General features: G+C 63.8%; 18 protein-coding genes, 1 tRNA gene and 2 pseudogenes. 8 read left to right on the top strand and 13 right to left on the bottom strand.

The genetic code is table 11. From position 1 onward, the window contains the following. Positions 1-418: 418 nt before the first annotated feature. A pseudogene (locus AVZ66_RS06410) lies at positions 419-1,444 on the top strand (ABC transporter ATP-binding protein); the annotation flags it as partial. A gap of 422 nt (positions 1,445-1,866) precedes the next feature. Here the strand turns inward: AVZ66_RS06410 and AVZ66_RS06405 are convergent. Continuing rightward, the gene (locus AVZ66_RS06405; protein ID WP_058982920.1) at positions 1,867-2,598 is read right to left on the bottom strand and encodes an MBL fold metallo-hydrolase; all 732 of its coding nucleotides are present in this window, start codon (positions 2,596-2,598) and stop codon (positions 1,867-1,869) included. A 309-nt stretch (positions 2,599-2,907) separates the two neighbouring features. Here AVZ66_RS06405 and AVZ66_RS06400 point away from each other — a divergent pair, with 309 nt between their 5' ends. After that, positions 2,908-3,225 (top strand): RPA12/RPB9/RPC11 RNA polymerase family protein, encoded by a 318-nt coding sequence (locus tag AVZ66_RS06400; protein ID WP_058982918.1) that lies wholly within the window; start codon positions 2,908-2,910, stop codon positions 3,223-3,225. Between the two features lie 40 nt (positions 3,226-3,265). Here AVZ66_RS06400 and AVZ66_RS06395 read toward each other — a convergent pair whose 3' ends face one another. The 7 genes and pseudogenes from AVZ66_RS06395 to AVZ66_RS06365 all read right to left on the bottom strand — a co-directional run bounded on the left by AVZ66_RS06395 (position 3,266) and on the right by AVZ66_RS06365 (position 11,531). Then, positions 3,266-4,597, bottom strand: a complete 1,332-nt coding sequence (locus tag AVZ66_RS06395; protein ID WP_058982916.1) for a hemolysin family protein — start codon at positions 4,595-4,597, stop codon at positions 3,266-3,268. Between the two features lie 266 nt (positions 4,598-4,863). Next, positions 4,864-5,733: a universal stress protein gene (locus tag AVZ66_RS06390; RefSeq protein ID WP_058982914.1), complete on the bottom strand. Its 870-nt coding sequence runs from the start codon at positions 5,731-5,733 to the stop codon at positions 4,864-4,866. Between the two features lie 139 nt (positions 5,734-5,872). After that, positions 5,873-6,073: pseudogene (locus AVZ66_RS06385) on the bottom strand (IS5/IS1182 family transposase); the annotation flags it as partial. 98 nt (positions 6,074-6,171) lie between these two features. Then, a complete protein-coding gene (locus AVZ66_RS16880; RefSeq protein WP_058982910.1) occupies positions 6,172-6,987 on the bottom strand; it encodes a hypothetical protein in 816 nt (271 codons plus the stop codon). A 175-nt stretch (positions 6,988-7,162) separates the two neighbouring features. Continuing rightward, positions 7,163-9,985, bottom strand: coding sequence for a UvrD-helicase domain-containing protein (locus AVZ66_RS06375; RefSeq protein WP_058982907.1), 2,823 nt, complete (start codon positions 9,983-9,985; stop codon positions 7,163-7,165). Between the two features lie 193 nt (positions 9,986-10,178). Next, positions 10,179-10,253 (bottom strand) — tRNA-Glu (locus tag AVZ66_RS06370). A gap of 216 nt (positions 10,254-10,469) precedes the next feature. Continuing rightward, on the bottom strand, positions 10,470-11,531 hold the full coding sequence (locus AVZ66_RS06365) for a TrmB family transcriptional regulator (RefSeq protein ID WP_058982906.1): 1,062 nt from the start codon (positions 11,529-11,531) through the stop codon (positions 10,470-10,472). A gap of 198 nt (positions 11,532-11,729) precedes the next feature. Between AVZ66_RS06365 and AVZ66_RS06360 the strand changes: the two genes are divergently transcribed. Beyond that, positions 11,730-14,429 (top strand): glycoside hydrolase family 3 C-terminal domain-containing protein, encoded by a 2,700-nt coding sequence (locus AVZ66_RS06360; RefSeq protein WP_082678789.1) that lies wholly within the window; start codon positions 11,730-11,732, stop codon positions 14,427-14,429. Positions 14,430-14,447: 18 nt separating this feature from the next. Here AVZ66_RS06360 and thyX read toward each other — a convergent pair whose 3' ends face one another. Further along, a complete protein-coding gene (gene thyX / locus AVZ66_RS06355) occupies positions 14,448-15,191 on the bottom strand; it encodes an FAD-dependent thymidylate synthase (protein WP_058982904.1) in 744 nt (247 codons plus the stop codon). A gap of 88 nt (positions 15,192-15,279) precedes the next feature. Here thyX and AVZ66_RS06350 point away from each other — a divergent pair, with 88 nt between their 5' ends. Then, positions 15,280-15,618: a cupin domain-containing protein gene (locus tag AVZ66_RS06350; protein WP_058982903.1), complete on the top strand. Its 339-nt coding sequence runs from the start codon at positions 15,280-15,282 to the stop codon at positions 15,616-15,618. Positions 15,619-15,668: 50 nt separating this feature from the next. Beyond that, positions 15,669-16,247, top strand: coding sequence for an MBL fold metallo-hydrolase (locus AVZ66_RS06345; RefSeq protein ID WP_058982901.1), 579 nt, complete (start codon positions 15,669-15,671; stop codon positions 16,245-16,247). Here the strand turns inward: AVZ66_RS06345 and AVZ66_RS06340 are convergent. Beyond that, positions 16,244-16,516 carry a DUF5827 family protein gene (locus AVZ66_RS06340; protein WP_058982899.1) on the bottom strand — a complete coding sequence of 91 codons (273 nt, stop codon included), beginning with the start codon at positions 16,514-16,516 and terminating at the stop codon, positions 16,244-16,246. The genes AVZ66_RS06345 and AVZ66_RS06340 overlap by 4 nt on opposite strands. A 103-nt stretch (positions 16,517-16,619) precedes the next feature. Here AVZ66_RS06340 and AVZ66_RS06335 point away from each other — a divergent pair, with 103 nt between their 5' ends. Continuing rightward, positions 16,620-17,075: a hypothetical protein gene (locus AVZ66_RS06335; protein ID WP_058982897.1), complete on the top strand. Its 456-nt coding sequence runs from the start codon at positions 16,620-16,622 to the stop codon at positions 17,073-17,075. A 29-nt stretch (positions 17,076-17,104) separates the two neighbouring features. Here the strand turns inward: AVZ66_RS06335 and sod are convergent, their stop codons facing one another. After that, a complete protein-coding gene (sod, locus tag AVZ66_RS06330) occupies positions 17,105-17,707 on the bottom strand; it encodes a superoxide dismutase (RefSeq protein WP_058982895.1) in 603 nt (200 codons plus the stop codon). A 150-nt stretch (positions 17,708-17,857) separates the two neighbouring features. On the opposite strand from sod, the gene AVZ66_RS06325 reads away from it, so the two are divergent. Further along, a complete protein-coding gene (locus AVZ66_RS06325; protein ID WP_082678862.1) occupies positions 17,858-19,024 on the top strand; it encodes an MFS transporter in 1,167 nt (388 codons plus the stop codon). On the opposite strand, the gene AVZ66_RS06320 is transcribed toward AVZ66_RS06325, so the two are convergent. Continuing rightward, entirely contained in the window at positions 19,021-20,418 is a 1,398-nt protein-coding gene (locus tag AVZ66_RS06320; RefSeq protein WP_058982893.1) for a deoxyribodipyrimidine photo-lyase, read from the bottom strand. The two genes, AVZ66_RS06325 and AVZ66_RS06320, sit on opposite strands and share 4 nt — an antisense overlap. Positions 20,419-20,621: 203 nt before the next feature. On the opposite strand from AVZ66_RS06320, the gene AVZ66_RS06315 reads away from it, so the two are divergent. Beyond that, positions 20,622-21,167 (top strand): hypothetical protein, encoded by a 546-nt coding sequence (locus AVZ66_RS06315; RefSeq protein ID WP_058982891.1) that lies wholly within the window; start codon positions 20,622-20,624, stop codon positions 21,165-21,167. Between the two features lie 23 nt (positions 21,168-21,190). Here AVZ66_RS06315 and AVZ66_RS06310 read toward each other — a convergent pair whose 3' ends face one another. Continuing rightward, a complete protein-coding gene (locus tag AVZ66_RS06310; protein ID WP_058982889.1) occupies positions 21,191-21,640 on the bottom strand; it encodes a PaaI family thioesterase in 450 nt (149 codons plus the stop codon).

The following is a 21,640-nucleotide window of genomic DNA, read 5'->3' as shown; positions in this document are numbered from 1 at the left end:
TGCTGAGTACATCCCCAGTCCGGTACTCCCGGAACAAATTCGACAGCGGGAAACTGCCGGAACACCCACGTACAGGCCAGTTATCCGCGATACCTCGATACTGAAATTCATCCCATTCTGTCGGGGGAAGCGTCTCGCTTCGCCCCAGGGAGTTGCGGCGACGAACGAATTGGGGTGAGCAGTTCGAACACTCGAGATCCGCTGAAATTCGCGGTGATTGCCCGCGGGACCGGTCTTCCAGTTGTATCCTTCCCACACGTAAATTTCCGTTAGTACCGGAAAGTAATCTCCGTGGTAGCGAGGCTAGGACACCCACCCAGAGGGTGTAAACGGCTACCACACCCTGGGATTTTATATAGATGTAGGGGTGTGGTCGAACCTGCATGGTCGATAACGATAGTCACGACGACGGTATCGACAGACGAACACGCTGCGGATGATTGCGGGCTTCGAGGATGTCACCGACGGCGACATCCGCATCGACGGCCGACGAATCAACGACATGTCGGCCCAAGAGCGCGACATCGCGATGGTGTTCCAGTCGTACGCACTGTACCCGCACAAGTCCGTCCGAGAGAACATGAGCTTCGGGCTCGCTCAGTCGACGGACACGCCGTCCGACGAGATCGCCGCGACTGTCGAGGAGACGGCCGAGATGATGGGTATCGAAGACCTACTCGGCCGCAAGCCCGGCGAACTCTCGGGCGGCCAACAGCAGCGCGTGGCGCTCGGCCGCGCCATCGTCCGTGACCCGGACGTGTTCCTGATGGACGAACCGCTCTCGAATCTGGACGCGAAACTGCGCGCGCAGATGCGCACGGAACTCCAGCACCTCCAGACGCAGTTGGGCGTGACGACGGTGTACGTCACACACGACCAGACGGAGGCAATGACGATGGGCGACCGAATCGCCGTCCTCGACCAAGGCGAACTCCAGCAGGTCGGCACGCCCCTCGAATGCTACCACGCGCCCGCGAACCGCTTCGTCGCGGGCTTCCTCGGTGAGCCGTCGATGAACTTCTTCGAGGGCGACCTCCGGGACGGGCGCGTCGTGACCGACTCGTTCGAGTACGCGCTCTCCGAGGCGACGCTCGCGGCCCTCGACGCCGACGACGGCGTCGTATTCGGCATCCGTCCGGAGGATATCCACGTCGCCGACTCAGAGTGGCGCGGCCAGCAGTTCGAGGCCGAGGTCTCGGTCGTCGAGCCAACGGGTGAAGTGAACATCGTCCATCTCCAGTTCGACGGCGAATCGTCGCCGACGGAGTTCGTCGCGACGACCGACGGCGTGCCGAACGTCAGCCGCGGCGACACCGTTCAGGTCGGCTTCCCGGAGGACGCCGTTCACCTCTTCGACGAGCAGACCGGAGCGGCGCTCAAGAATCGGAGTTCTTTCGCGGCCGACGACGCCGACAGCACAGTTCGCCAAGACCTGCTCGACTGAACTCCCACGGCCGCTCCGGAAGTGGCAGTCGGCAGCCTCTCTTTGCCATACCAACCAGAAAAATAGAATGTTAGTATAACAGATAGTAGAATTGGCGAGAAACCCAAGAAGAACACGATTGAATGACTTAATCCTTTATTTCCACTTATATCTAATCTAATCATGCCTTTAAATTATTCATCCAACCTTATTCTGTCGGAATATTTTTCCTGGAACTATTTGCTATCTGGTTAGTATTTGAAATAGCCATTTAGAGTTAATAGTTAGTTCTGTCGGCGATTCCGCGCTGGATTAGCTAGGAAATCAGGTGGTTGTAGCTGCTCGATTGGTTACGCCGCTCGGCGTTGTCATCCAGACGATGCCGACCGAGATACCACTCGGAATCGAGCAGAGTGCGAAACCACTGTGGATCGATATTCCCGTTAGAAGTCGACGTGTTCGCCGTCCTCGGGGACGTGAACGTTCGTCGTCTCCGCTCGCAGGTCTTCACGCGACAGCAAGCAGTGGTTGATTGCTTCCATGTGGACGACGACGACCTCGCCGGAAGTGGCGTCGCGGACAGCGTTGACGTCCGCGACGCCCATCGTAATCGGTTCGCCCTGCTCGAACTGGGCTTCGCCGCCGTTGAGAACGACCACGTCGGGCTCGAACGCGTCGAGTGTCTCCGCGACCGGGTCGTACCAGATGGTGTCGCCGGCGACGTACACGGTCTCGTCGCCCTCGAAGACGAACCCCGAGACTGGCCCCATCTCCTCGGCGAGGTCCCCGTGCCCGTGCTGACCCGGCGTCCGATGGATGGTGACACCCTCGAACGCCGCCTCGTCGTCCACAGGGCGGACGTCAGTGAAGCCCTCGTCAGTGAACTCGTCTGCTTCCGCAGGCTGACAGAACAGCGGGACGTCCACGTCCAGTTCCGCGCTGGCCGCCTCGCCCCAGTGGTCGGGGTGGCGATGTGTGACGACCACGGCGTCGTAGTCGAGGTCGATGTCGGGCAGCGGGACGAGTGGGTTCCTCCGGTCGTTCGGCGAGTTCGGAACGGGCGGATTCGCGCCCTGCGACGCGAGCATCGGGTCGACGAGGAACGTCGTGTCGCCGACATCCACGAGAACCGTGGCGTTGCGAATCAACTGCACGCTGGCACCAGTCGTTGACATACGAGGCTACCTACGTCGCCCCTCGGGGTAGGGTTTACCTTGTCACATTCCAACTCGGTGTTACTCACCGGACGAACTCCAGGTCGCAGGGTCGAGAGACACGTCGAGGTAGACATCCAGTGAATCGGCGGCGAACTGCTGTGCCAGCCACGCTTCCGCCCGGTCGAGCCGATACTGGAACGTCGAACGCGCAGTGGACCGCTTCGCTGACGAGTCCAATTGGGGAGTTGGACGTCGGGAGTTCTAGCAGTTTCAGTTACGCATCGAGTGTTAACACATATATTCGAAAACCGAGTACTCGCACTCAATATGCAGTTCTGTGACGGGTGTGGGTCGATAATGCACACGGAGGGCGACACGTGGGTGTGTCGCTCCTGTGGGGCCGAAGAGCCGCGGGACTCGCAGGCGGAAGCGGCGATGGCGACCCAGGACGAACAACAGGACGACGGGGCACCTGACGTGGCCGATGCGACCCAAGACGCTACCGAGACCATGGCGGAGCCCTGTCCGGCCGACGACTGCGACAGCGACCGGGCGTACTCCGAGATGATGCCAAAGCCCGGCGGCTCCTACGAGGTGCGGCTGTTCACCTGCGTCGAGTGCGGCCACAAGTGGCGCGAGACCTGACGGCGCAGCTCACGAACCCCGCTGCGTCGCAGACGCGCGCCTACTCCTCCGCAGGGTCGTCGCTGTCTCGGTCACGAACCCACACCGTCGAGATTCGGGTTCCCTCGACCCCAGTGACCTCGACGACGTGTCCGGCGAGTTCGACGCTGTCGCCGGGTTCTGGTGCGCGGTTGAGTTGTTCGAGAACCAGGCCACCAATCGTTTCGACCTCCTCGCTCTCGAAGTCTCCAGGCAGAATCTCGTTGAGTTTCGACAGTTGAACGCCCCCGTCGATGTCGTACCCTTCGTCGTCGTGCGGGCGTATCGACGGTTCGCGCTCGTCACGGTCGAACTCGTCTCGGAGGTCGCCGACGAGCGCTTCAACGACGTCTTCGACCGTCGCAATCCCCTCGAACGCTCCCCACTCGTCGATGACTGCGGCCATCTGCTGGCGGTCCTCTCTGAACTGAACCAAGAGGTCTCGAACGGTCATCGTCTCCGGAACGACGATAATATCGCGGGCAAGGTCTTCGACAGTCTCAGCGTCGCCGTCGCCTACCTCCGCCTGCAGGACGTCTTTGACGTCGACGTATCCGACGACTTGGTCGCCGTCGTCGGCGTCGATGACCGGATAGCGTGTGTGGCCGGTGTCCAGAACAGTCGAATGGAGTTCGGCGAGTGGCGTGTCTGCCGGCACGCTCACGACGTCTGGTCGCGGGACCATGACCTCCCGCACGATGATGTCGTCGAGGTCGAAGACGCGTTTGATCATCGTGACTTCTGCCGAATCAATATCCCCGCCTTCGCCGGACTGGGTGAGCACTCGAAGCAGTTCCCGCTCGCCGAGTATCTCCTCCGATTCGGATGCGGGCGGCACGCCAAGCGACCGCGTGAACGCGTTGGCCGCCCCGTTGAAGACGACAATCCCCGGGTAGAGCAGGTAGTAGAAGAGCTTCATCGGCGGGGCGAGGAACAGCGAGAGGCGTTCGGTTTGGGCGATTGCGAGCGTCTTCGGCGCGAGCTCACCGAAGACGACGTGGAGGAACGTGATGATACCGAACCCGATTGCGAACGCGACAAGATGGATGAGACTCGCCGGGAGAATCGGCGCCAGAACCGGTTCGAGGAGTGCTGCGACTGCCGGTTCACCGACCCACCCGAGTCCGAGTGAGGCGATGGTGATGCCGAGTTGCGTCGTGGCGAGGTAGTTGTCGAGGTCCGTCATCACCTCCTGGAGCGTCCCCGAGCCGGGCCGCCCCTCCGCGGCGAGTTGGTCGACCGTTGTCCCCCGAATTCGGACGAACGCGAACTCAGAAGCGACGAAGAAGCCGTTCAACACCACGAGGAAGAGTGCGAGAAGCAGTTGTGCCGCCGAAAGCGCGAGATCTACCATCGATCATCCCGAAGCGTGCTGCGGTTCGATTGAGGGCTGTCCATACTAATGACGCTCGTTCCACGTACTAAAACCTTCGAGCGGAGTGACCGGGATTCAGCTCGAATGACTACTGAACTGGTTTTATTCGCCGTTCGGACTGGGGAACGAGATGGTGCCGGTGCCACCGTTGCCGAGGAACGCATCGCGCTCCTCAGCGTCCATCGCTGTCGGATTTGAGCCACTCATGATAGGTAGTGCGATAGACAGTTAGATACGTACCTGCCCTAATCCGGGGCGGAGTCTGTCGACCGAACTGTCAGGACCGGGACGGGGGACGTTCGCACGATCTTTTCAGTGACACTACCGAGTAGATATCGCTCCAGCCCGCTTCGACCGTGCGTTCCCATCACGACCAAATCAATATCATGCTCGTCGATGTATGAGCGAATCTCGCGGTACGGATTCCCGTACTTGACGGCTGTTTCGAGCGCCGAGACGGAAGCCTCGGTGGCTTCGTTCGCGACCGTCTCGACGGCCGTCTGTGCGGCTTCGTCGAGTACCTCGAAGATGTCTGCAGACCGGACATCAACCCCGAAAGACGTGGAATTGATGACCGATACGGCGTGAAGGCGGGCCTGGTACGTGCTAGTGATGTCGACTCCGACGTCGATTGCGCCAGCAGCTTGTTCGCTCCCGTCAGTCGGGATGAGGATATCGGAGTACGGGTAGGTGACTGTCTCGTCGTTCTCCGCGCGGACAGTCAACACTGGGACCTCGGATTGTCGAACGACTTTCTCAGTGACGCTGCCCAGAAGGAACCGTTCGACACCAGTCCGACCGTGCGTTCCCATGGCGACCAAATCAGTGTCCTGTTGGGTGGCGTAGTCTAAAATTTCCTGGTGGGGAACTCCAGTTCGAACAGCGTCTTCAACTGGGATATCCGCTCCAGCGAGCCTATCGTGGACGGCTGTCACGATCTCTGTACTTTCCTCCTGGACCTGTTCCAGTCGGGTGTCGGTATCGAGGCTGCGAGAATCAACCACGCACAGGACGTGAACGGTCGCCTCGTACCGCTCTGCCAAGTCCTCCGCGTATCCGATGGCAACCTCGGCACACTCACTCCCGTCTGTCGGAACGAGAATACTGTCGAACATTGTACTAACAGAATAACTGTCCACGCTCAAAGAACTATGCCACCACTCGGAATTCCGATTTGACAGGTAGAAAAGCGTGTTTTCACGCTACTGCGTCTCCCAGGAGAGAGATGTTTCGCCTAGCTTACACGGGCAGAAATCGCCAGATCTCGATGAGTTCATCGAGGAGCGTCCGGTATGTCGTATTCTTCTGCACCTTGGGGCAGAGCAAGACGATGTGCTGGTGAAGTGAGTACCGTCGTTTCGAGAACTTCGAGGAGTAGCGGGCGACCGCGCGTTGAGCCAAGTGGTATGCTTGTTCCACGAACCGGAGTAACCGCGACTTTGGGCGGGCCTCCATCCGGTCAGACTATCGGTCGAACCTGTAACGCTTCGAGGATTTCAACAGAGCCGTTCACCCGTAATACGGAGGTACCGCCGGTGATTCAGAGACCGGTTTCAGATGACGACCTCCGCGTTGTCGAAGAACTGGTGTTTCACTCGTTCGAACTCCGGGCCGGCCGGAACGAGACCAGGTTTTGGGGAGTCGTCGTCAAATCGGTCCGGGTCCGGGGTGAAGGATTCGAGAATCTCCACGAACGTCGAGCCTTTGCGGCCGGTGATGTGCACGAACCCGCCGTAGCGGCGCTGCTCGAACGCGGTGGTATCCGGGTCGGGGAACGCGTCGTCGATGCAGCCGATGTGTTCTCTGAGGTAGTCAGCGGCGGTTTTCTGGGAGTACTGGCAGTCCGCGTAGTACTGTTCTCGGTTCTCGTCATCGAGGCCTGTTGCTCCGTGTTTCGCGGATTCGTAGCGAACTGCGTCAGCGCTGACATCTCCAGTGAGGAAACTCAGGTTCACGGTGAAACACCCGGGGTATCGAAGAATCACCAGCACGAAAATTTGGTCGTCGACCGTGTATCGTTCTTGTAGGCGATAATAACACTCTAAGTAGTACGCTGCAAGCGCGCCAATCCAGTCCTCGCGCTCGCCGTCGAGGTACGCGGTTGCGACGTCGTAGTAGTCCTCGCCAACGAGCTGTTGTAAGCGGTGTTCGAAGCTTCGCTGCATATCCTCGAGTTCGTCCTCGTACACCTCGGTGACGGGAACATCCGGGTCAGCCAATAGGTCGATTTTCCGCTCGCCAGCGGCCGCGATGCGCTGCATATTCTCGTAGCAAGTGCGCTCCGTCTCCACGTCCGGCAGCGGAATTCGCACTGCCTGGTTGCGTAGGATGTCCGAACCAGTCTGCAGCCGATTCGAAGTATCTGTCATGTCGTATCGTTAATCAGAGGTGTGTATGAAGCACGCGGTATTGATACTACTGGCCTGCAACACGTGCAGATGCGAAATCTGAGTGGCGCGTCTGGCGAACGCTAGTGACTTTCCGGCGGAGTTCGGGAACAGGCACTCACCGCTGTGGGCGATTGAAGCATCGGGTTCGCCAGTATCACTCCGAGGACTGCACGGTGACAGTTTCGTCGACCTCCAATTGGAGGCGACTGTACTCCGTCCCCTGCTTCGTGGGTGATGTGATACGGCAGTTCTCTATGGTAACAGGCTGGTCTTCGTCGGCGAGCCGTCCGAGCAGCTGTTTTTGCTCGTCTGTTGCGTCGAAGAGGTTCACGGAGATGTACTCGTCGTCGTTCCACACCAGTGTCGCGTAGCTGTCGTTGGCTCTGTCGACGGCTCCAGTCACCGTTCGGCGGGTCGCCCCGTCGCTCTGTATCTCTCGGAGGTCGTTGCTGGACAGGGGGTGGAAGTGCTCGCTCTCGGCGTCTGGTAACTCCTCGACGAACACTGACTCTGCCCCCTGCACGGTGAGGACGTCCAGTTGGGATTTCGCGCGCGTGAGTGCGACGTAGAAGAGCCGACGCTCTTCCTCCAACTGATACGAGACGTCGTAGTCGTCGTAGATCTCCGGGGGTTGGTCGACCGGATCGACCCACTTGTCTCCCTTGACACTCGGATAGCCACCGCTCTGGATAACCTTCGGGATGACCACGTGCTCGGCTTGCGACCCCTTCGCGTCGTGTGCTGTTCGGATGTCGACTTCGCCGGGAATCTCGTCTTTCAGCCGGTAGTAGAACGAGGCGTCACCCTCCTTCTGTCGGAGGAGGACCTGTGTCTCGCTGGACGCATGCGGGGACGCCTCGATTAGCGACTTCACCTTCTGTATCATCGACCGGTTGAGTCTATTGGGGAAGGTGTCACACCCGAGGTGGTGGACCGAAATGGGGTCTCCGCCGGGCAGTCCGGATGGGCGCTTCTCGGTCCGGACTTCGTTGTTCTCGATCACCGCGTTGCTGGCGGTGACAACTGTCTGGGGACAGCGATAGTTGTCCTCTAAGCGTGTGTCCGCGAACGCCTCGTACGAGGAGAGGAGTGGGTTGTCGTCCCTGAACACCTCGACCGGGTCCGCCGCAGCGGAGTCGAATTCGTCGGCGCCGAGTTCGTCGCCGAAATTGATGAAGAGGTCGGGTCGGGCGCCCTGGAAGCCGAAGATGCTCTGCCAGTCGTCGCCGACACCGAACACTCTGACATCAGGGAGTTGTTCGGCGAGGTGTTTGACGACGCCGAACTGGACTTGGTTCAGGTCTTGCATCTCGTCGACGAAGACGTACGGATAGCGGTACTCCTCGTCCACTTCGCCTTCGACGAGCAAGTCCCGAGTAAGGACGACCGAGCCGTGGAAGTCGGTCTTGGTTCGGTTGTCGAAGACCGTCGTGAACGCTCGATACGCAGTATCGCTCAGTTCGACGAACTCGGGGACGCCCGCTTCGACGTCGTCGCCCTGTGCTTCGAGATACGACGCTGCGTTCTGCCGTGCCTGTTCTGGGTCCCACTCGCGAACCCGTGCTTGGTTGATGTAGTCGCCGACTTTGTCGACGATTTCGTGGTAGAGGACCATTCGGTCGTAGACGTAGTCGGTCAGCGCCTGGCCTTCGAGCGGGTCGGAGACGTCCACGCCGGCGTCCTTGAGTTGGGTCTCGAATTCGGCCTCGACGGCCGCTTCGAACGAACTGACTGCGCGACTGTCGTCCCAGTCGAACTCGTCGCTTGGTTGCTCGAGCAGATCGTTCCCGTTCAGGACGATGCCTGTCTTTCCCGACGGATCGTACTCCTGCTCGGGGTTCGCGGTGAAAAGGCGGCGAACGGTCTCCGGCTTCTCGTTGCTGCTGTTCCGATAGCGTGGCCGGTCGTCCCTCGTCTCGTCGGAGACGCAGTATTCGACGTAAATCTCGTCACCGGTGTCGTCGTTGAGCAGTTCGAAGTCGAGGGTGTACCCGCCAGACGGCGATGTCGCCCACGTGACGTGGGTCTCGAAGTCGTACTCGAGCGTTCGAGCAGTGAGATACCGCGAAATCACCTGGTGAGCGATTGCTGCTTCGGGGTATTCGTCGCTCGCGGTAGCGAGTTCTTCGCCCTGAATCGTGACCGAGGACTTCTCTCGGAGCGACTCCACCTTGCTGTTGACGACATCGATGTCGTTCGGGTCGTACCGTTCGTCCTTCCACGCATCGAGGAATCGCTCGTACGCTGCTTCGTTATCGGGGTCCGATTCGATATCGCGCCAGATCGAGGCGATTTCCGTCTGCTTCGCTTCCCCGATGACGAATTCGAGGTCCGAGTACTGGTCCTCTGCGACCGCTTTCGAGTACGAGTTGATTGTCCGGATGTCGACTCCCGAAATCCCGAACGTCTCCTCCAGTTCTGCTTCCATTTCGTCCCGGCCGTTGCGGGTGAATGTGAACGCCAACAGGTCACTCGCGCTGACGTCGTCGTACTCGGAGAGAATGAAGCGAACGCGGCGGCCGAACGTCGTCGTCTTTCCGGTCCCCGCTGCCGCGTTGACCCGGTTGTAATTGTCGTTCGAGAAAATCGCCCGGAACTGCTGGTCTGTATGCTCGTGGTCCGGGTTCTCGAAGTAGGAGTTCAACTCCGGACCGTGGGCGGCCACCATTTCGTCCACCCACTCGTCGTTGTAGTCGTCACGTTGCTCGATGAACGTAGTTACCGACGAGAGGTCCTGCACGAGGGTCTGGGCTGCATCTACCACAGCATCGTCGTACGCGTCTGGCTGCTCGAGGAGGGGTTCCAAGCGGTCGATTGCGGTCGTCGCTTCGTCGTACCGCTGGATTGCTTCCTGGACGGTCAGAAAGTCAGTGAAGTCCTGCGCGTACTGGGCCCGCCACTCGATGAGATCATCGCGGATGTCGATGACGCCCGCGCGACTGTCGGTGCCTTCGAGTATCGCATCCGGATCTTCCACCGGCTTCGTGGACGAATCCGAACCGAACAAATTCCGGATGAACGATGTAATTCCTCGCACACGCTCCGTTCCACCACCCATCCATTAAACGATATTTATGCACTGTCGACAATTCGAGGGTGAGCACTCGCTACAACTCCGAACGGTTCACCCTACGCTACGAGCGAAACTACTGGACGGAAAGAGGTTGGAATGCTCCGTCAGGGATTTGAACCCTAGTCCTTGCCGTGAGAGGGCAAGATGATTGGCCGGACTACACCAACGGAGCGCGTCCACTCCTTCGTAGCCGCGAGGTACAAATAACGGTTTCGTCTCGGGACCGCGCTGAGAGAGTGACACACACGTAACCCCGGGGCAGCTAGCGGCCGGCGGAGCGACTCGTGGAGCGTCAGGCTGACTCGCTGTCGGTGGCTTCGAGTGGGTCGGGGAGCGGTTGCAGCGGGCAGGGACTGTCGTCGGCGAGAGTTGTGGGCTGTGTTCGCGTTCAGTCGCCGTCGCGTAACACGACGTTGGTGGCTTCGTAGTCTTCGAGGAACGCGCCGACGGCGCCGACGCTGACGGTCTGTTCGCCGGTGTCGACGTAGAGGGTGTTCTCCATGCCGAAGTCGTTGGACGCGGGGTCGACCAGTCCCTGTGTGGTGTCGGTGATTGTCCCGGTAATCGTGTGTGGGTCGTCGGTGGTTTCGGTCGGGCGGACCGACAGCGTGGCGGCGACGGTGTGGCCGGCGCGGCGGTGGAGGGTGGCGTCGTACAGGGCGTGGCGGAAGTTGTCGCCGTAGTCGTGGGGGAGCGCGGCAGGGCGGCGGACCGAGAGTGTCTCGGAGGCCGCCCAGATGGTGCCGAGGAAGGCGCTCTCGATGGCGACGGCGGTGGAGTAGTTCCGGAACGCGACGGCGTTAGCGTCGCCGTGGTCCCAGCCGAGGAGGGTGGCTGGGGCGATGACGCCGCGTTGCTGGTCGATGCAGAGGTACATCGATTCGTCTCTGGACCAGGATTTGACGACGGTGGCGGCGTCGCCGTAGTGGGCGTCGAGGGTGGCGTCGTCGGTGCCGCTGACGGCGACGAGGACGAGACAGCCGCGTTCGACGGCGTCCCGGAAGACGTCTGCGAGTTCGTCGAAGACGTCGGCGGGGAGTGTGACGAACACTTCGTCGTCGGCGGCGTCGACGAGCGACCGGACGCGGCGGAGGAGGGTTTGGCGCGAGCGGACGAGTTCGAGCGTGTCGAAGTCGTCGTCTGGGCGCTGGTAGTGGTCGTCGAGTTCGTGCATGGTCTCTGTCATCGTGTGGACGCGTTCTTCGAGCGTCTCGGAGGGCGGGTTGGCGCGAATCTGGGTTGGGGTTTGGTGGTCGTCGACGGTGACCAGTCCCTGCCGTTCGAGGGTGTCGCAGACGTCGTAGACGTAGCTGGTGGAGACGTCGGCGTCGGCGGCGATGTCGCTGGGTGTGCCGCGCCCGCGTTCGATGGCCGCGAGGTAGACGCTGGCTTCTTTCTCGGAGAAGCTGAACTGCTGGAGCCTCGAGACGAGACGCTGGTCGTCGGTCATTGGGACTGTGGATGGCGTCGCGACTCAAGAAGGCACGGAGTGCGGCAGCGTCTCGGTCGCACTGCCGCTCGTAACACCACAGTTTCTGACATTCATTTGTCGTGAGGAAACGTTTCGCTACTAGTGGAAAGATATTTCCAGTAATAATCGAGATAATTGGACGAACATTTATTAAATTCCGTGTAAGTTCTCGATTGGATGGCAGACGACACACACGATAACGGTGAACACGCCACGGACGCGACGCGACGAACGTTCCTGAAGGCCGCCGGCGGGACCGCCGCTGCGGTGCCGCTGCTCACGGAGGCCGACATCGCCGGCGCGCAGGACGGCGGCCGCGACATCGAGGACGTCGTCGCCGAGATGACCCTCGACGAGAAGGTGCAACGGACGTACGGAAGCGGCAGTCCGCCCGAGGGAGACTGGAGTATCGCCGGGTCTGTCGCCGGTATCGAGCGCCTCGACGTCCCGCCGCTGCACATGGCTGACGGGCCGACTGGCGCGTCAGTCGGGCAGCCGACCACGGACTTCCCGCATCCGATTGCTGCGGCCTCGACGTTCGATCCGTCGCTGACGGCCGAGCAGGGAGCCGCGATGGCGCGGGAACTGAAAGCCGCGCACGTCTCGGTACTGTTGGCGCCGTCGATGGACCTCTTCCGGGTCCCGTTCCACAGTCGGGCCGGTGAGACGTACGGCGAAGACCCGCTGCTGGCCGGCGAGATGGTCACGCCGTACGTCAGCGGCGTTCAGGACGAGGGCGTCGTCGCGACGGCGAAGCACTTCACGGCGTACAACCAGACGCGAGCCACGGGCGACGTCGCCGACTCGTTCTCCATCGCCGAGCAGAACGTCAGTGTCGACGAGCGACCGCTCCGCGAACTGTACCTCCCGGCGTTCAAAAAGGCGGTTCAGGAGGGCGGCGCGGGAGCAGTAATGGCGGCGTACAACCGAATCAACGGAACGTACGCCAGCCAGCACCGCACGCTCCTCCGGGAGATACTGAAAGACGAGTGGGGCTTCGACGGGTTCGTCGTCTCGGACTGGGGCGGCACGCACAGCACGGTCGACGCCGCCGTCAGCGGGCTCGACATCGAGATGCCGAGTGCGAACTACTTCGGTGACGGGCTCGCCGCGGCGGTCGAAAACGACAATCTGGACGAGGCGGTCGTCGACGAGATGGTCCGTCGCGGACTGCAGGCGCAAGACGAAATCGGAGCCCTCGACGGGAGCCGTGAGGGCGTCGGAGATACGTCGGTAATTGGGGCCGACGAACACACGCAGACAGCGCGGACGATTGCCGAAAACGCGTCAGTCCTGTTGAAGAACGAGGGCGTTCTCCCGTTCGTCGACGGCGTCAGTTCGGTCGCTGTCGTCGGCCCGGACGCGAGCCAGTTCAAGCAGAGCGCTGGTGGCAGCGACGAGGTCGAATCGACGGGCGACGTCTCGCTTGCTGACGGCATCGAAGCAGCGACCGACGACAGTGTCACGGTCGAGACGGCCGCGACCGACAACCTCGAAGTCGTCTCGGCCGACGACGAGTTCGAATACACTTACTACGGCAACGAGGACCTCGAAGGGAGCCCGGTCGAGACCGGGACCACCGAGACAATCGACCTGTCGAGTTTCCCCGAGGAGGCCGGCGGCGTGGTGCTTGAGGGGACAGTCACGCCCGAGGAGAGCGGCACGTACGGACTGGAACTCACCACCCGCGGGCAGGCGCACGTCTACGTCGACGACGAACTTGTCGGCTACAACGAGGCGTTCACGTTCGCCTTCTTCCCGCCGAACCCCGAGCGCTCCAGCGTCGACCTCGAAGCCGGAACGAGCTACGATGTCCGCGTGGAGGTCGCTGGCGGCTCGCCGGCTCGGCTCCGGTGGAATCCGCCGTCCAGTATGGACGCCGCGGTTCAGGCCGCGGAGAACCACGACGCCGTCGTGTTCCTCGGGCGCACGTACACGAACTACGGCGACGACCGCTACAAGTACGGACTCCCGGGCGACCAAGAGAGCGCAATCAGTGCCGTCGCGAACGCGAACGCGAACACGGCGCTGGTGCTGAATACGGAAGCGCCGGTCGCCATGCCGTGGGTCGGCGACGTCCCCGCCATCATGCAGGCGTGGTACCCGGGTCAGGAGGGCGGCCACGCGGTCGCCGACCTCCTGTTCGGGAACGCCAACCCCTCCGGAAAGACGCCCGTGACGTTCGCGCAGAACTACGAGGACTACCTCCCACAGGAGATCAACCCGCTTCCGGAGGAGGGACGCGGCTACCCGGGCGTCGACGGCAACGTCTACTACGACGAGGGCGTGTTCGTGGGCTACCGGCACTTCGACGAAGCCGACATCGACCCGCTGTTCCCGTTCGGCCACGGCCTCAGCTACACCGACTTCGAGTACGAGAACGCCTCGGTCTCGCGGGCCGCGACGACGCCCGAGGACGGCGTGACGGTGAGCGTCGACGTGACGAACACTGGCGACCGCGACGGCGCGGAAGCCGTCCAAGTGTACGTCGGTGCGGTCGATTCGAGCGTCGAGCGACCGCCGAAGGAACTCGCGGGCTTCGCGAAGACGGACGTTGCCGCGGGCGAGACGGAGACCGTCACCGTCGACGTCGACCGCGAGGCGTTCCGGTACTGGGACGAGGACGCCGACGACTGGGCCGTCGACTACGGCGAGTACGAGGTCTCCGTCGCGGCGTCCTCGCGTGACGTTCGCGCGACCGAGCGCGTCCAAGTCAAGGAGTCCGTCCAGCAGTCCACCGCGACCACCACGCAGTCCAACAGCGACACCGAGACAGAGAGCGGGTCGTCGGGCGGCAGCGTCCCCGGGTTCGGCGCGGCCGCGGCGGCCGTCGCGTTCACCGCGGGCGTCGTTCAGCGGTTCCGTGGTGACGACTGACGCTCGCGTCCCGACGTTTTAGGGCGCGAGGCGGTTCTTTCGGTGCTTCATCTCCGACTCGTAGTAGTCGAAGGTGTGCGGGCACCACTCCGCGGCGATGTCCAGCAGTTGCTCGGTGAGGTCTCGAATCTCCCACTGGGCGTCGGCCGCCGCGCGCATGTCCGCGATGTGCATCAGCGACCGCGGGTTCAGCGTGACGACGACGTTCACTTCCGTGCCGATGGGGAGGACGAACCGCGCGTCCTCCGGCGGCATCCCGAGGTCCAGCAGTTCCTGGTAGTCCTCGACGGACTGCCGGACCGACTGCTGGAAGAGTTCCTCGCGCTTCTCGACGGTCTCCGCGTCGACATCCGCGTTCTTCTGGTTGCGGCCCACCCAGTCCGGATCCGTCGCCGACGGCGGCGTCACCACCATCTCGCCGTCCTCGACGGCGGCGGGGTCGACCTCGTCGAAGGCGACGTACCGCATCGACTGCACGTCGAAGCTCGCGTGGCGGTGGCGCGTGAGTTGCGCCATGCACGACCGGCTCATCCCCTCGATGGCGAACGTCGCGCTCGGGTGCTCGAAGGGACCGTAGTGTCCGCGCTGGAGGAGCTTCGCGAGGAAGTTCGCCTTCTGCGCTTCGACGTCGTCGCCCTCGACGCCGTCCATCACTTCCTCGAAGTCCTGTTCGGCCACCCAGCCGCTCATGTAGTCGTTGCGCGCGCCCCGGCAGACGAGTTCCTCGGGGTCGTCGGTCGCGTCGAGAAGACGGACTTGCATACTGGGCGTGGATGCTCGCGCCGCGGACAAAAGCGCTCCGAAGGAAACGGCCACTAACCAGAAGGACGAGTGCGCCGAACCCTCTCGTATGCCCTACCAGAAGGCGACGTTGAACGACGCCGAAACGCCGCTTCCGGACGACGCTCAGGCCGAGATGTTCCGCATGAAAGACGCCCTCGACACCGACGAGGTGGCGTTCACGGTGTTCACGATGGAGCCGAACGCCGAGGGGATGGAACACGACCACCGCGACTCCGGCCAAGAGGAAGTCTACTACGTCGTCGAGGGCGGCGTCGACGTCGAGTTCGGGGACGCCACCGTCTCGCTGGACGAACGCGAAGCCATCCGCATCGACGCCGAGGAGGCCCGACAGATTCGCAACCGCGACCACTACTCCGAACTCGTTCTCGTCGGCGCGCCGCGCTGACGGCATCCGCGTCCCGGTAACCCCTAAGTGTCCGACGGCGTAGCCGGGGTATGGTCACGAATCTCGCTTCCAGCGTCGACGCGTTCACGAGCAACGCCTTCCTCGTGGAGGGCGACCGCACAGTGCTCGTCGACCCGGGCGCGAACTTCGACATAACCAGCGCCGTCCGCGAGCACGTCGACGACCTCGACGCGGTGCTGGTGACCCACCCCCACCCCGACCACGTCGGCAACCTCGACGACGTGAAGGACGCGTTCGGCGTCGACGTGTGGGGGTTCGACGCGAGCGACGATGGCGTCGACCACGAACTCGCGGACGGCGACACGGTCACTATCGGCGACCACGAGTACGAGGCGCTGCACACGCCCGGCCACGAACCCCACCACTTGGTGTTCTACTCGCGGGAGGCGAGCGTGCTGTTCGCGGCTGACCTCGTGTTCGCGAACGGCGCGTTCGGCCGCACCGACTTGGAGGGCGGCGACCGCGACACACTCCTCCGCAGCATCGACCGCGTGCTCGATGCGCTCGACGCTGACTTGGACGTGATGCACGCGGGCCACGGTCCCAGCGTCACGACCGGCGCAGTCCAGAATATCGAGTCGGCGGCGCGGGCCGCCCGGCAGCGCTAGTCGTCCGTCTTGACGCCGTAGTACCCGGGCTCGTCGTCCCCGCGGGGCTCCGCGACGGCGAGGTCGTCGCTGTGGCGCATAATCCACGGAATCGCCCAGTCGAGGAGGACGTTCTCCGTGTTCGGGTCCAGTTCCGCGTCGGCCTCCAAGTCCTGGAGGAGCCGCGCGATTTCGTAGACGGTGTACATCTTGTCGGCGTCGAGTAGCTCCGCGGGCGTGTAGAAGTCACACGGGTGGAGCGCGTCGAAGTCAGTTTTCGGAACGGGCATACTCGCCGGTCGTGCGCCGCGACGAAAAAGTCCTCGGTGCTGGCGCCCCAGCTTGGGGAACGCTTATCCGAGCGTCCGTCACAACCACGGACGAGCGGTCCGCATGACAACACACGACACGCAGCATCAGTCGGCACTCGACGACGGGAAGGCGGCACTTGTCGACGCCCTCCGCGGCGCGCTCGGCGACAACCTCCGCGACGTCTGGGTGCTCGACGAAGACACCCAGCAGTCGCTGTACCTCCGCGAGGATGTCGCCGAACACGTCGAGGACATCGACGTGGAACGCCACCTCGACAACGAACGCTACGGCTTCGTCACGCGAGAGACGTACAACCGCCTCCACTACTCGGAGCTCCGGTACACGCACCGCGGCTTCGACACGTGGGAGCTGTTCCGGACGTTCGTCACCGACGACGACAGCCGAGTCGGGGTCGTGGTCGGCGTGGACTCGGACGGCACCAACTACGACTTCGGCGCGCTCACCGACGCCGTCCACGACGTCGCCGACGACTACGGCGTCGACGCGCTCGGTCCCGCGGCTCCTGACGGCGCGTAGCGCGAAAGAAAAGCGGCGGATGTGCGACGTTACTCGAAGCGCGCGACGACGTCCTCGTAGCGGTCCGCGACGTCGTCCCAGTCGACGACGTCGAAGAAGTTGTCGACGAAGTCGCCGCGAGCGGGGCCGTAGTCGTAGTAGTAGGAGTGCTCCCAGACGTCGAGCGCGAGGATGGGGTGCGAGCCCCAGAGCGCGCCCTTGTCGTGTTTGTCGACGACGACGTTACGGAGCTGCTCGGAGTGGCTGTCGTAGACCAGCAGCGCCCAGCCACCCGCTGCGGAGGCCGCGGCCTCGAATTCGCCCTTCCACGCTTCGTAGGAACCGAAGTCCTCCTCGATGCGCGCGGCGAGCGCGCCGGCGGGTTCGCCGCCGCCGTTCGGACTCATGTTGTTCCAGAACGTGGAGTGGAGGATGTGGCCGGAGCCGTTGTGCGTGACGTTACCGATGGCGCCAGCCGACGACGAGAAGTCACCCTCCTCGCGGTTCTCCGCGAGGGTCTCCTCGGCGGAGTTCCAGCCGTTGACGTAGCCCTGATGGTGCGTGTCGTGATGCCACGTCAGCACCTGCTCGCTGATGTGCGGTTCGAGAGCGTCGTAGTCGTACGGAAGCGGTGGAAGTTCGTAGTCACTCATGGTGCAATCACCCGGGAGGATTATCGTAGCGGTTCGTGTTAAACGTTTGTGGCGTTCGTGCTAGCACGCCCCACGGAAACGGGCGAGTGGCGCCGCTTGCACGCGGTTCGGATGGTCAATCACATACGTCAGGAGGTCCGACGAACGCGCATGCGTTCGTGGCGCGGCGTCGGCCTCGTGACGGGGTGGCAGTTCACCGCGAGTCTCGCCTTCTACGCCATCTTCGCGTCGACGGCGTTCGTGCGCGAGGACTTCGGACTCTCCCGCGCGCTCACGGGCACCGTCGTCACCGCCATCATGCTCGGCTACACGGTTCTGTTGTTCGGCACGGGCGCGGCCGTCGACGGATACGGCGAACGGCCCGTGATGATTGCGGGACTGCTCGGAGTGGCCGTCGGCTGCGTCGGCGTCGCGTACGCGCCGACGTTCCCGCTGTTGCTCGCCGCGCTCGTCGTCCTCGGGTTCGCGTACGCCACCGCGATGCCCGCCACCAACCGCGCCATCGTCGCCGTCTCCCCACGGAACAGCCGGAACCTCGCGATGAACGTCAAACAGGTCGGCGTCACCGCCGGGTCCGGCGCCGGCGCGCTCCTCGTCACCGGCGTCGCCGCCACTCGGTTCGGCTGGCGCGGCGGCTTCCTCGTGGTCGCCGGCGCCGCCGTCGTCGTCGCCGCGGCGTTCGCCGCCGGCTACGAGGGCACCACCGGCTCCGGCACCCTCTCGATGCCCGACGTGCGCGGGCTCCTCGACGATCCCGCGTATCGCGGCCTCGTCGTCGCCGGCCTCTTCCTCGGCGCTACGGTGTTCACGACGACTGGCTACGTCGTCCTGCACATGACGGAGTCCGTCGCCGTCGCCGCCGGCTTCGCGGGCGCCGTCCTCGCGGGCGTACAGGTCTCGGGGAGCGTCGGCCGGCTCGTCGGCGGCGCGCTCTCGGACCGAATGGGCGGCGCGCCGGCCCGCGGCCCCGCGCTCGTGTTGACCGTACAAGCCGTCCTCGCGGCGGTCTGCTTCCTCGGCGTCACTGTCGCGGAGACACCGTGGACGTCCGCCGTCGCGTTCGCGCTGCTGGGGCTGTTCATCCTCGGATTCCCCGGCGTCTACTACGCCACGATGACCGCGATCGTCGACGACGACGAAGTGGGCGCGGCCACCGCGGGCGGCCAGACGATGCTGAACCTCGGCGGCATCGCCGCGCCGCCGCTGTTCGGACTCGTCGTCGACGGCTTCGGCTACGACCTCGCGTGGACGCTCGCTGCCGCGGTCACCGCCGTCGGCGCCGTCGTCGTCTGGACGCAGGTCGCGCGACGGGCCTAGTCGCCGCGCGCCCGCTCGAACATCGAAATCGCTTCCTCGCGGCGCTCGCTGTGGTCCACAATCGGGTCGGGGTAGTCGGGCGCCAGCGACGCGCGCTCCTCGTCGTCCAGCTCCGGCCACGCGTGAATCTTCTCCGCGGGTACGCCCCGCAACTCGGGGACGTACTCGGTGATGTACTCGGCGTCCGGGTCGTATCGTTCGCCCTGCGTTGTCGGATTGAATACGCGGAAGTACGGCTGGGCGTCCGTGCCCGTCGAACCCGCCCACTGCCAGCCGCCGTTGTCGTTGGCCGTGTCGTGGTCGACGAGGCGCTCGCGGAAGTGGTCGTAGCCCGCGCGCCAGTCCTGCAGGAGGTCCTTCGTGAGGAACGACGCGACGATCATCCGGACGCGGTTGTGCATGTACGCCTCCTCGCGTAGCTGGCGCATCCCAGCATCCACAATCGGGTAGCCGGTTTCCCCGCGCTTCCACGCCCGCAGTTCCTCGTCGTCGTCGCGCCACTCGATTGGCTGCTCGTAGTCCTTGTAGTTCTGCGAGACCACGTCAGGGTTGAAGTACAGCACCTGCGCGTAGAACTCCCGCCACGCCAACTGCCCTTGGTACTCCTCGACGCTCTCGCGCTCCGCCTCTCCGTCCGCTCGCTCCATCGCCGCTTCGGTGCGGTCGTACACCTCGCGGACGCCGATTGTCCCGAACTTGAGGTCCTGTGAGAGCCGGGACGTAGCGCCGTCCGCGGGGTAGTCGCGGGCGTCCTCGTAGCGGAAGATGTCGTCCTCGCAGAAGTCCGCGAGGCGCTCCCGAGCGGCGTCCGTGCCCGCGTCAGGCAGCGTCGCGTCCGGCTCCTCGAATCCGAGGTCGGCGAGCGTCGGCAACGCCTCCCCGGACACGTCAGCGAGGTCGCCTTCCGCGGGCTCGGGGAACGGAGCAGGCTTCTCGCGGTCCCGCCACTTCTTCCAGAAGTACGTGTAGACGGAGTACGGGTCGCCGGCGTTCGTGCGAATCTCGCCGGGCGCGTGGAAGACCGCGTCGTGGTGCTGCTCGTGGGCGACGCCCGCATCGTCGAGCGCCGCGCGAACGGCTTCGTCGCGCTCTCTCGCGAGCCCCGAGTAGTCGTGGTTCCAGACCACGCGCTCCGCTCCGTACTCGTCGGCGAGGTCGGGCAGCACCGCCGACGGGTCGCCGCGCCGAACCACGAGGTCGCCGCCGAGGTCGCGGTAGCGCTCGCGGAGCGCCGCCAGCGCGTCCAGCATGAACGCCACGCGCGGCGGACTGGCGTGCGCGAGAATCTCGTCGTCGAAACAGAACACCGGGACGACCTCGCCCGCGTCGGCGGCCGCGGCGAGCCCGCGGTTGTCGGCCGTGCGGAGGTCCCGGCGGTGCCAGAACAGCTGCATGACCCGAGTTTCGGCGTCGCGCTCCCTCAAAGTAGGGGTCTCGACGCCGAGCCGCGTCGGTCCCGACCCACCTAAATTTCGGAACTCCTTTGACGCGTGCGTTGACATATTCCGGCGTGGACCCTGAGAGACTGTCGCGGAGGCTGTTGCGGCTCTGTGGCGCGCTCTTGGCGCCGTTGGGCGCTATTCTGGCCGTTCTAGGCGTGCTCTCTGGTGACGCGACCACGACCGCGCTCGGCGTCGCGGCCGTGCTCGGTGGCGCCGGCGTCTACTGGGCTTCCGGATGGGTCTGGGACTGGTACTGGGACCTGCTCGACGGAGTCCAGAGTGGCGACGTCCAACTCACGACGACCCTTCGTGTCGTCCTACTCGTCTTGTTCGTCCCCGTCGGGAGCGCCCTATTCGCCTCGTTCTGGTGGCTCGCGTCGTTCCTCGGCGTCGTGACCGACGGCGCCCTCGCCAGTGACTTGATTTCGAGGGCCACCGTCGCGGGCAGCGTCGTCGGCGCGGTGTTCGGTGGCGGTTCCTTCGTGGCCGCGTGGACGTTGCGGTCCCAAGACGGGACGCTGGACGTCACGAAGGGGTCTCGCGGCTTCCGGTTGCTGTACGCGCTCAGCGTCTGTCCGCTCGTCGGTTACTGGGTCCTCCTGTTCGTCCACCCGCCGTCCGCCGTCGCGCTCGCCGCGGGGTACCTCGTGAGCTTCGTGGCCGGTGCCGGCGTCCTCATCGTACGAACGTCGGAACTCTGACTGCGGTCGGGTCGTCGAAGCCGCTAGGCGTCCCGGAACACGCGGAACGAGCCGCGGCCGACCGCGACCTCCACGCGCTCCCCCTCGTCGTCCTCGCAGGTGACCGTGACTTCGGCGACGCCGACCGTGGAGCCGACGCGAATCACGTCCGCTTCGGCGACGAGGTCGCCGCGGGCGGGCCGGAGGTACGAGACGTTCAAGTCGATGGTGGCGACGCCCGCAGTGACGGGTTCGTCGAGGGTCGTGCGGACGGCGAGCCCGCCCGCGGTGTCGATGATGGTCGCGGCGATGCCGCCGTGGACGTTCCCCTCCCCGGCGCCGTGGTTGGTGAGTTTCTCGTCGTAGGGGATGCGCAGCGTCATCTCGCCGTCGTCGACGTCCTCCACTTGGAGGTCCAGAAACGAGAGGAAACCGTGTTCGTCGACGTACGATTGGATGAACGCCTGCACGTCCTCGGCGTCGAACGCTGTCAT

This window comes from Halobacterium sp. CBA1132, assembly GCF_001485535.1.
In the GTDB taxonomy this organism is placed as follows: domain Archaea; phylum Halobacteriota; class Halobacteria; order Halobacteriales; family Halobacteriaceae; genus Halobacterium.
Note: the sequence above shows the minus strand (reverse complement) of the source record. Positions and strands in the feature narration are given on the sequence as shown.